The following is an 11436-nucleotide window of genomic DNA, read 5'->3' on the forward strand; positions in this document are numbered from 1 at the left end:
TGAGTTTCACTTTGTTCTACCAGAGCCTACATTTTAGGCGTGTCATGCCACTACTTGACCGACACATCTAAAATAGTGCGTTACGACAGATTGTTAAATGCCTTTCACCGTCTCGGTTATAGCTGTATAACGCACCCTACTGGACTGTTTCATCTAAAATGGTGCGTTACGACGGATTGCTGAATCCTTTTCATAATCTGAATTTAAGCCGTCTAACACACCCTACAATTTTGCTATTAACTAGCTATTAGCACTAGATTGACACTTATGCAATGGTGCGTTACGACGGGTTGTTAAGTACCCGATCGCAGCTTAGATTTTAGCCGTCTAACGCACCCTACTGGCGTGTCTAGACTAAAATTGTGGGTTAGGAGCGAGCAACCTAGAAGACCTCTCCCCCAACCCCTCTCCTGCAAGGAGAGGGGAGATACCCCCCCCTTCCCTTGCAGGGAAGGGGGTTGGGGGGTTAGGTTTTTCAACCCACATTTTCAAGCTTGACGCACCCTACAATAATGAAATTGGTATTATTCAATTGTTAATTCTTGGATAAAATTAAATCTCCCGATAATCTTTGATACAAAATTGCTCCCGTCCAAAATGTAGGAGCAAATCCGGGATACCCAGAAGAAGCATTACAAAAATAGAAATTTTTTAAAGAAGTGTGATGATTGAGCCGACCAATTCCCATGTTATCAGGAGTTAAACTAGAACCGTAAGAATTTCCTTGGGGACAACCACAAAAATGCTCATTTGTTGTGGGACTGCCAGTAATTTTGAAGACCAGATGCTTTCTGAAGTTGGGAATATAATGTTGTTCCATTACGTTCAGCATGGCATCTAAAATTTCTGTCTTTTTCTTTTGATAGGCTTTTTTATCTTTCTCTTTCAGTTGCTTAAAGTAAGCATAATTAGCAACGGTCAAAAACTCAATAATCTGATATCCTTCCGGACAGTCTCGTTCCTCTTGAGTTAATAAAGTCGGAGTTGTAATTGCAAAAGAAAGGTTAGAAAAGTCGTGCTTTTCATACATTTGAGTAAAGGCTTCATTCAAATTGCGATGCTCGGTATGGAAGGTATTCCATTCTCCAAATCCATAGTCTCGCAGATTGATATCTTTGACTGCACAGTATGCCACAAAGTTCGAGGGCGAATAATCATAATTGAGCTTTTTCTGTAATGTTTTGGAGAATTTTTCCCACCCGATCGCCTGAGCAGCTTTTTTCGGGTCCATATTACAGATAATCGTTTCAGCGGTAAATTCCTGAGTTTGATTGTTGAGACGATTAATAGCTCGAACACCAGTCACTGTTTTATCCTTAAGAATAAAGTCAGTTACCTCATAATTATATAAAATCTCACCACCATTTTCTTCAATAACCTTGACCAAAGAATCGATAGCAAACTCAAAATGTTTGGTTGGGTAAAAAGCGCCTTTTTGATATCCCGTAAATAAAATTACCCAGGCATAAAAAGATAGTTGTTCTGGAGGCAATAAAAAATCCGGCCATTGTAAGGCTAAAAGAGTTTGGGCTGCTTGTGGAAGATTAAAGCCATCGAACACATCCTGAAGGGTACTATGCAAATATTTTAAAGCACAGAAAACTTCTCCAATATTTTGGAATAATTCAACACCTTTGATAGGTGGTGATAATATTTTTAACCCTTTACTGGTTTTTTCTACCTCTTCAACAAATTGACGCAAGCGAGGAGCATCAGCAGGAAATAAAGCTACAAGACGCTGAATTAATTTCTCTGATTTTGAGGGAATATCTAGTGAATAACCAGCCATTCTCATGTGGTCGAATCCATTAGGATCGTAATGATTGAAAGTAACAACTCGATCTAAATTTAGCTTTTTGAGAACCCGATTAACACTACCTCCTTCTCCACAGTCCCAAACGTAATGAAGTTGTGCATTAAATTTATATTTTTTCGCCATCGTAAAGGTATGACCAAAACCTCCCGGATGTTCATGGGCCTCTAATATTTGGACTTGCTTACCGGATTTTGCCATTAGCGCTCCAAATACTAAGGCGGATAAACCACTGCCTACGATCAGATAATCCGTTTTCATTTTACAAGTTTATAAAAATAGAGCTGTACATCTAACTATATAGTTAGTCTGTAACTTCCTCTATTCTAACTCTATAATCAGGAAAATAGTGTTGAAAAATGTTACAACGTATTTCATTGAGGGTGAAGTACAACTATGGCAGGCAAGATGCCTGCGCTACAAAGGTTTTATTATTAACATTTGTACTTCATCTACTTGGAATCTGCTGTAATTTGATGGGGTGAAGAGGAACAGTTTTATAGCATTTCCAGCAATACATCTTAATACTAAATTGTATCACTTAAAAGTCAGCATATTGGTATATTGGATTTGTTTGTAGTTGCGCTTTAGCGCCAAACATCTATCAACCCCTAGCACGGGAGCAAGATGCTCCCACTGCAGGCAAATGGCGATCGCTAAATTCTCAGGAAGAAGTCTTCTGCTTCTAACTCTGGGGTATTTGTAAAAGTGGCAAATTGACCTCCACTACCAAAACCAGTTCCACTACCATTGGGGTTGTAGAACAATTGACCATTTTCAGTATTATAAACAATTACAGCATCAGAAGTTGCTGCCTGTTGGTCATTAGTAACAGTAGCAAACTCACTAGCGATGCTGAAACCTGTTCCTGATTGACTATTGATAGCAGTGAAAGTTGTCAAGTCTAGGAGAATAATATCTCCCTGTGTTTGGGAAAAATCAGTAATTGTGTCTATACCAACATCCTCTGTCTGAAATTCTTCATTAGTGTTAAAAATAAAGCGGTCAATACTACTGCCTCCTGTAAGTTGGTCGTTTCCTGCTCCACCGTTGAGGCGATCGCGACCAATACCTCCTTCTAGGGTATCGTCACCTTCACCTCCTAACAAGATATCGTTACCGGGACGACCTATCAACAGATCGTTGCCAGATGTGCCAAGGAGTTTGTCGTGACCACGACCACCATTGATAGTATCGTTACCCTCGCCACCAACTAATGTATCTTGACCTCGAAGACCAAGTAACAGATCGTTACCTTCTTCACCATTGATGACCTCATCAGCTCTACTTCCAATACTTGGAGTATCCAGCGTTTCAGGTGCATCAGGCGTTTCAGGAGTTTCAGGTGTCTCAGGCGTTTCAGGAGTTTCAGGAGTTTCAGGCGTCTCAGGTGTCTCAGGCGTCTCAGGCGTCTCAGGTGTCTCAGGCGTCTCAGGAGTTTCAGGCGTCTCAGGTGTCTCAGGCGTCTCAGGAGTTTCAGGAGTTTCAGGCGTCTCAGGAGTTTCAGGCGTCTCAGGTGTCTCAGGCGTCTCAGGAGTTTCAGGCGTCTCAGGAGTTTCAGGAGTTTCAGGCGTCTCAGGCGTCTCAGGAGTTTCAGGCGTCTCAGGCGTCTCAGGCGTTTCAGCTAGAATTGGTATCGGAGGTTCTTGATTGAAAGCAAAAATGAAACTGAAATCACCTGCTGCATTACCTGTATTAAAGCGACTATCCCCAATAATAATCGTATATTCCCCTGTAGTATCAAGAGGTGTTTGTAACTGAGAACGACGACTGAAGTTATCACCAAATAAATTTGGGATTATTTCTACAACGGTTCTCTCATCCAGGAGAGTACCATCTGGACGAAATACTTTCACTTCTAAATCTATCTCTTCTTCTTCAGTATCAATTATTCCATCCTCACTCACTATTCCTTTCAAAAACAGAGTGTCTCCCTCATTACCACTAAAAGTGTAGACTTTCTTCTCTCCAAACAGATTAAACCTATCAGGTATATTTTCACCTGGTAAAATAGGAGTAGCATTCACAGGATTATTAGTACGTTCAATTGTTAGAGCATAAGGACCAGTTTTTTGATCTTCATCTCCTGCTAACAAAGTGTATGTACCACTAGCTTCTAAAGGTCCAACAACTAGATCGACATCTAAAGGAACAGAAGAAACACCAAGTCCTGCTTGCTCTCTTTCCAATAGAGTACCGTCAGGAGCAAAAAACTTCACCTCTGGATCTATATCAGTTTCTTGTTCCCCCAAATCGAGCATATTCAGGAATATTACATCCCCTGCTTCTGCTTGAATGGTATAAGTATCTTCCTCTCCAACAAATTCTATGGTACTGCTTTGAGGAACACCAAAATTAATCGGAGTGGGGTTAACAGGATTATTAGTCCGCTGAATAGTAATCCCATAGTCACCAGTATCGTCTCCAAATTCATCCCCAACTAAGACTGTATAAGTTCCAGTTTCTTCAACAGAAAGTTGGAGATCAACTTCAACTTCATCCTTTGATTCTCTGAAAAGACTGCCATTTGCATTAAATACTTGTATGTCAGGTTGTAAATCAAAATTAGAAGCACTTATATTCAAGGAAACTTGGTCTCCGGCAACTGCTGCAAAAGTATAGGTATCTTGTTCGCCAGGAAGATCGATACTTGGAGACAGAAAATCACTAAATCCTAATGGAATAGCATTCCCTGGGTTATTAGTGCGCTGCAGAGTGAAATTGTAAGCTCCAGTATTATCTGCTCCACGGTCTCTAACTAAGACTGTGTGTATTCCTGTACTATCCAGGAGATACGGAGGTGGGTTCAATAAATCAAATTCTTCGAGAAGAGTACCATCAGGGCGAAATACAAGAGACTCCACATCAGAAGCACTACTCTCAGATAAAGACAGCAAATCTCCCGCTTCACCATTAAAAGTGTAGGTATCTATTTCACCTAAAGAACTAATTTCACCAGATACTGGCACGCCAAAATTAATAGCAGTAGCATTTGCAGGATTGTTGGTACGTTGAATTGTGATATTATAGTCATCTATTTCACTGCCGTCTCGATCGCCAACTATTACTGTGTAACTACCATCGCTAGTAATGGAAATTGGTAATTCAACTTCACTGCTGTTTCCTTCTGTTAGTAGAGTTCCATCAGGATTGAAGATTCTGACTTCGGGTCTAAAGCTAGCAAAAGCATCAGAATTACTACTTGTATATAGATATACTTCATCTCCTGGAGTTCCACTAAAACTATAGGTATCTAACTCTCCTAACGAGCTTATACTTGTTGAAACCTGATTACCAAAGTCAAGGGGAGTAACGTTCCCTGGATTTGTTGTGCGTTGGAGAGTTAGACCATAATCACCTGTATCACTGCCAAATTGATCTTGAACAAAAACTGTGTAACTACCGTTTTGGTCTAGAGTACCTTGAAATGTTGAGGTCAAATCGTTATTTAATTCTAGGATAGTACCATCTGGTTTGATTATTTCGATTTCTGGAGCGACGGTAGAGGATTCACCTGTCTGCAAGATTATTTGTTCTCCAACAGCACCGTTAAAGGTATAGGTATCAACCTCATTACTAACACCTATATTTCCAGATGTGGGGGTTCCAAAAGTGAGTGGGGTAGAATTTACTGGATTAGTAAGATTTTGCACCAATAGACTGTATTCACCTGTACCAAAGCTATTCCCTGCCTCCACCAGAAGTGTATATGTGCCATTAGTATCTAATGTTGGCATTACTTCAAGTTGTCCAAAACTACTTTCTTCTATCAAGATAGTACCATCTGGCCGCAAAATTGTGATGGCTGGGTCTAGCAAAGAATCTGGAGATAATCTGAGAAATAATTGGTCCCCAAAAAGGCCATCAAAGGTATAGGTATCTTGTTCGCCCTCAAGGCCAATACTATCTTCTATTAAATTGCCAAAAGTAATATCAGTCATAATTCCCTGGTTGAAAATGTTCAAACCTATTATATTTATCCATCACCCAGAGGTTATGCAATTTGTGAAAATGAAAATTCAATTTCTTTTTGTTGACAAAGATGCTCCCGTTAAATTGAAGATTTTAACTGCAGCATACTTTTACTGATTTACCCGATCAATTAGTTTTAACCTCTAAGAACAAAATCCTCTGCTTCTAACAATGGGGTATTTGTCAAAGTGGCAAATTGACCTCCATCACCAAAACCAGTTTCGCTACCATTGGGGTTGTAAAATAAATTTCCATTTTCACTATTATAAACAATTACTGCAAAAGAATTTAAAACTCCTGCTGCATTACTGTATATTTCACCAGATGTAAAACTATTGCTGCCACCAAACACAATAGTTCCATCATTGTTAATAGCAGGAACATTAACAAAATCAAAATTTTCTGTGCTGCCAGGGATAGGAGTATTAATATCTGCTACAACATTGAGACCCCTTAAGTCTGTATAAATGCCTTCAGTTGGAAAAGCACCGCCAGCAAAGGTGACATTGCCATTGTCATTTAATGACAGTAGACCTGAGTAATTTTCAAAGTTGTTGAAATCATTACCAGGAATTGGGGTATTTGTGTCAACAACTTGATTCAAACCTCCTACTGTTGTGTAGACTCCATCACTTCCGACAAATGCTATTTCTCCGTTATTGTTAATAGAGGGGGGTCCGAAATTACCTCCAAATGAGTTTCCGGTTTCATCAGGAATTAGAGTATTACTGTCAACTATAACGCTTAAATCATTAGAGTTGTCGCTAAATAGAGGGAATGAATCGCTCAAAGGAAGACAGAGCAAAAACTTCAGGCGTTTTTACTTGCCAATAGTTATAATCCTTACCACAACCGTTATAACACGACCTAATTTTTGCATAAGCTCTTGTATCTATTTTTGCATAAGCTCTTGTATCTCAGAAATACCAACTTGCAGAACAGATAAATAACAGTAAAAAGGAGACAGTAAAATGTCCTTAATTGGGGAACTAATCCCTAATGACACCAGAAGTAACAAGAATTTGGTAGGTTCTGAACCTAATAGTTCTTTCTTCTTGGCACGTCAGATGAAGTTGGTTGAATCTCTAAACTCGATCTTAGCTGACTTCCAGATTATTTTTGAACGTGACCCTGCAGCGAAAAACTGGTTTGAGGTATTGTTATGTTACCCAGGATTTCATGCTTTGATGTGTTATCGGATAGCTCACTGTCTCTATAATTTAAGAATTCCATTGATTCCTCGCTTAATTTGCCATTGGGGTCGTTTCCTAACTGGGGTTGAAATTCACCCTGCTGCTCAAATTGGTAAGGGTGCCTTTATTGACCATGGTATGGGTGTAGTCATCGGTGAAACAGCCCAAGTGGGAGAGTATGTTCTACTTTATCAAGGTGTTACTCTCGGTGGAACCGGTAAAGAGACCGGGAAACGCCACCCCACTCTAGGAAAAAATGTTATTGTCGGAGCTGGAGCGAAGGTTTTAGGCAATATTAAAATCGACAACAATGTTTGTATTGGTGCTAATGCAGTTGTGATACGAGATGTTGCTGTTAATTGCACAGTTGTCGGGGTTCCTGGTCGAGTTGTTAAGCGTTAGAGAGAACTGCCCAACACTCAAGAATGTAAGCTTATCAAAAATGAGCGTTGTGAGCATAGTTACTCAGAGGTTTCTTTGCTTGAAAGATACATTCTGTCTATTTTCATTCCAAAAATCTCAACTCATCAGATCGATTAAATCAACAAATGCTTGGAGAAAGTAAAATAATGACTAACAAAATCTTCAGAAAATGCACAATAGCTATTGCTAGTACAACTTTATTGGCTATAGTTTCTCAGACTCCTGTTCATGCTGCCTCTTTCAACTTCAATTTCCCTCTGATTGATAATTTGGACAATATTCTTGGATCTGGTTCGGTCAGTTTTGAGGCTGAACCAGACAATTCTGTGGATGTGGAAAAGTTTGCCGTGAATGAGTTTGATGTGAATCTTACTTTGACAGATTCCTTGGAAACATTTTCTTTCACTAAAACAGGGCTAACAAATGCTGTTTTTTTCAATGGAAAATTCTCAGGAATAGAGTATCAAGGTCAATCTCAAGAAAGTGATAATTATGTACTTCTGATTGATGGTGGAGATGAGGCAGTAAAGCCTGGAGAACCTGGAGCATGGTCTTTGTGGAGTCGCAACTTAGATACAGGAGTTTTTGATAAATTTACGGAAGGAGACAACGTTAGCTACAAATCAGTACGAGAACCAAACTCATTAGTAGGACTTGGGATTTTCGGTCTGAGTTTGCTTCTGACTCAGAAAAAAAATAAATTTCAATCAAACATTAAGTTCTAGATATAAGTATTTCCTTGGTGATGCTCCGAAACAGCATAGATTATAGCGCTACGCGCAAGTTAAAAGTAATCTCTAAGTAAGTTGTCGTTACCGAAATCCTCCACCAACGGGATTTACCAATTTCCGCGCCCTAAATGCGTAGTGCTATAATTGAAGAACGAACTCTAGATAGTTAGCACATAGATTACCAATGGATAATGGATAATTGATAATTGATAATTAATCAATTCGGTTGTTGCCATGCGTCTGATGGCTCAAATTCAGCAGAAGTTTGGTAAAACCCTACCCTTAGCAACACTTCTCGAGAGTCCAACCATTGAGAATTTGGCAAACCTGCTACGCTCTGCCACAGATACTCAAACTTCGTCTTCCTTAGTAGCTATTCAGCTTCTAATCTTTGCTAGTGAAAAACCGCAAACAAAGCAGTTCACAAGTTGGGGCAAATTAGCAAAGGCTAGTGTAGTATATCAGATTGAGGGCAATCATTATACAATTATCCAAGAACCTCAAGTTATGGTTTTAGCTGAACATCTGGCACTAGGTCTGATATAGAATCCGGCTGAAAAGTAGTCATTGCGACGATAAGAAGCAATCTCAAGGGTTTAGGAGATTGCTTCCTTCCACTCCGTTCCAGTCGCAATGACTTGGGTATATTCATTAATGGATAATGGATAATTACCTCTGGTTAAAACCGTACAGGAATTGAATATAAGGAAATATTATTTCTTCTCTTGGTCGATTAGATATGGCGTTTAGCGTTCCGCACAACGCGCGTTAACGCTACGCGACATGAAAAGCGTTAGCGAAGCTCCTCCGGAGGAGGCAAGAGGCAGCGGCTCTGCAAGAGCGGGAGACCTCGCCATCCCATCCTGACGGAATGCTGCGCTTTCCGACCGCTCTCTTGGTCGATTGGAGGCAAGCGAGGAGACCTCGCCATCCCATCCTGACGGAATGCTGCGCTTTCCGACCGCTTTTTCCCCTTGAAAGGGGAGGCTAATAATTATTAATTATTTCGTTAATAATTATTAATTATATCATGTCCGGATAATCAGTTATCAAAAGACTTTCTACCTTCTACCTTTTTCTTCCTTTCTGCCTTCCTCCAAACTTTTAAGATTTGGTATGACTTTTAACTTTTAACTTTTGACTTCCATAAAACGGTATTATCTATCTCAAAATATTAAAATACGAAATCTAGCTACCTACATACTCCTATGAATCGAGCAAAGAAGAACGTTCTGTTACTTGTGTTATGTCAGGCACTAGCAATGACTGGAATTACAATCCTAGGTACTATTGCAGGATTAATTGGTCAATCCCTAGCTGCAGACAAGTCTTTAGCAACCCTTCCCCTAGCACTGTTAATGCTAGGAACTATGAGTACAACAATTCCCGCTTCGCTGTTAATGAAGCAGTGGGGACGACAGTTTGGCTTTATAGTTGGAGTGTTGATTGGCATGGTAGGATCTGCTTTGGGAGTCTATGCTATTTTTTATACAAATTTTTCACTCTTTTGTCTAGCTATCCTTCTTTTTGGTGTATTCAATGGATTTGCTGGGTTCTATCGTTTTGCTGCTATTGATGCAGCAACTGATGGATTTCGTCATCAGGCTGTTTCTTTGGTTGTAGGGGGTGGGGTAATTGCTGCATTCTTAGGACCAGGATTAGCAACTTGGTCAAAGGACTGGTTTACTTCCGTTACATTTGCTGGTTCTTTAGTCTCGATTATTGGGTTGCAGTTAATAGCAGGATTCTTGCTGCTTTGGATAGATATTCCCCTCTCATCTAAAGCCGAACGTCAAGAAACTGGCCGACCATTAACAGCGATCGTGCAACAGCCAGTATTTATTATAGCTGTGTTGAATAGTGTATGCGGTTACGGAGTAATGATCCTAGTTATGACTGCGACACCATTAGCAATGGTTGCTTACTCTCACTCATTTGAAGCTGCCGCTTCTGTGATACAGTGGCACGTTTTAGGTATGTTTGCACCTTCCTTTGTGACTGGATTTATGATTGCTAAGTTTGGGAGGATAAATATCATACTTTGGGGTGTAATGTTGAATTTGCTGTGCATAGTTATTAATTTACAGGGAAATAGTATTACAAATTTTACAGTTGCTTTGCTGATACTTGGAATTGGATGGAACTTTATGTTTGTTGGTTCTACAACTTTTTTGACTGAAGCTTATACCCCCGCTGAAAAGGCTAAAACACAAGCTATACAAGACTTTATTATGTTCGGTTTTGTGACATTTGCTACTTTTTTCTCAGGACGGTTGCTACACAGCTTTAGTTGGCAAACAGTGAATTATGTAGCTCTTCCTCCACTTATGGTAACTTTAGCTGTAACTCTCTGGTTACGGAAGCGATATTTTTCTTCTGCTTATAGCAAGTCATATCAAATCCGGTAGCATCGGTGTTATATCAAGTAACATTAATTAAGCCTAATGTAGGGACGTTTTGCTGACGCAAAGCTCCGCTAACGCTGCGCGACATGAAACGCATTTTTGTTATGCAACGTCCCTGACAGGTTGTGTATACATAAGTTCTAACTTCTAAGAACAAAATCTTCTGCTTCTAACAATGGGATATTTGTCAAAGTGGCAAATTGACCTCCATCGCCAAAACCTGCATCACTACCATTAGGGTTATAGAATAAATTACCATTGTCACTATTATAGACAATTACTGCATCAGAAGTTGCAGTTTCTTGGTCATTAGTAACTTTAGTAAACTCAGCGGCAATGCTGAAACCTTTTCCTGACTCACTGTTGATGGCAGTAAAAGTTGTCAGGTCTAAGAGAATAATATCTCCCTGTGTTTGGGAAAAATCGGTAATTGCATCTATACCTACATCCTCTGTCTGAAATTCCTGATTAGTGTTAAAGATAAAGCGGTCAATACTACCACCCCCTGTTAGTACATCGTTTCCTGCTCCACCATTGAGGCGATCGCGACCAATACCTCCTTCTAGGGTATCGTCACCGTCACCTCCTAACAAGATATCGTTACCAGGACGACCTAACAACAGATCGTTGCCAGATTGGCCAAATAGGCGATCGCTTCCAAGACCTCCATTCACAGTATCATCACCTTCACCACCAATTACTGTATCTCTGCCAACACCACCAATTAAGTTATCATCACCATTGAAACCTCGGAGTAGATCATTACCTCTGAAACCGTTGAGACGATCGTCTCCTCCTCCTCCGTTGAGGATGTCATTCCTATTAGTACCATTGAGGGTTTCACCTGGTGTTGGTGCTGGTGGTTCTGGGGTTGGTGCTGGTGGTTCTGGGGTTGGTGC

General features: G+C 40.1%; 7 protein-coding genes and 1 pseudogene. 4 read left to right on the top strand and 4 right to left on the bottom strand.

The annotated features are described in order from the left end of the window. Positions 1-535 precede the first annotated feature (535 nt). The 3 genes from ACP6PM_RS17180 to ACP6PM_RS17190 form a co-directional block, all read right to left on the bottom strand. Positions 536-2074 carry a phytoene desaturase family protein gene (locus ACP6PM_RS17180; protein ID WP_426586695.1) on the bottom strand — a complete coding sequence of 513 codons (1539 nt, stop codon included), beginning with the start codon at positions 2072-2074 and terminating at the stop codon, positions 536-538. Positions 2075-2469: 395 nt separating this feature from the next. Continuing rightward, a complete protein-coding gene (locus tag ACP6PM_RS17185) occupies positions 2470-5754 on the bottom strand; it encodes a calcium-binding protein (protein WP_426586697.1) in 3285 nt (1094 codons plus the stop codon). Between the two features lie 167 nt (positions 5755-5921). Further along, positions 5922-6575, bottom strand: a complete 654-nt coding sequence (locus ACP6PM_RS17190) for a DUF7453 family protein (RefSeq protein ID WP_426586699.1) — start codon at positions 6573-6575, stop codon at positions 5922-5924. Between the two features lie 277 nt (positions 6576-6852). Here ACP6PM_RS17190 and cysE point away from each other — a divergent pair. The 4 genes and pseudogenes from cysE to ACP6PM_RS17210 all read left to right on the top strand — a co-directional run. Next, positions 6853-7377: pseudogene (cysE, locus tag ACP6PM_RS17195) on the top strand (serine O-acetyltransferase); the annotation flags it as partial. A gap of 170 nt (positions 7378-7547) precedes the next feature. Next, positions 7548-8126, top strand: coding sequence for a hypothetical protein (locus ACP6PM_RS17200; RefSeq protein ID WP_426586701.1), 579 nt, complete (start codon positions 7548-7550; stop codon positions 8124-8126). A 222-nt stretch (positions 8127-8348) separates the two neighbouring features. Continuing rightward, positions 8349-8678, top strand: a complete 330-nt coding sequence (locus ACP6PM_RS17205; RefSeq protein WP_426586711.1) for a phosphopantetheine-binding protein — start codon at positions 8349-8351, stop codon at positions 8676-8678. A gap of 662 nt (positions 8679-9340) precedes the next feature. Beyond that, on the top strand, positions 9341-10540 hold the full coding sequence (locus ACP6PM_RS17210) for an MFS transporter (RefSeq protein ID WP_426586703.1): 1200 nt from the start codon (positions 9341-9343) through the stop codon (positions 10538-10540). A gap of 137 nt (positions 10541-10677) precedes the next feature. Here the strand turns inward: ACP6PM_RS17210 and ACP6PM_RS17215 are convergent. Beyond that, positions 10678-11436, bottom strand: a 759-nt coding sequence (locus ACP6PM_RS17215) for a calcium-binding protein (RefSeq protein ID WP_426586705.1), incomplete at its 5' end; no start/stop codon positions are given.

It is taken from the genome of Dapis brunnea BLCC-M229, assembly GCF_050015995.1.
Classification (GTDB): Bacteria; Cyanobacteriota; Cyanobacteriia; order Cyanobacteriales; family Microcoleaceae; genus Trichodesmium.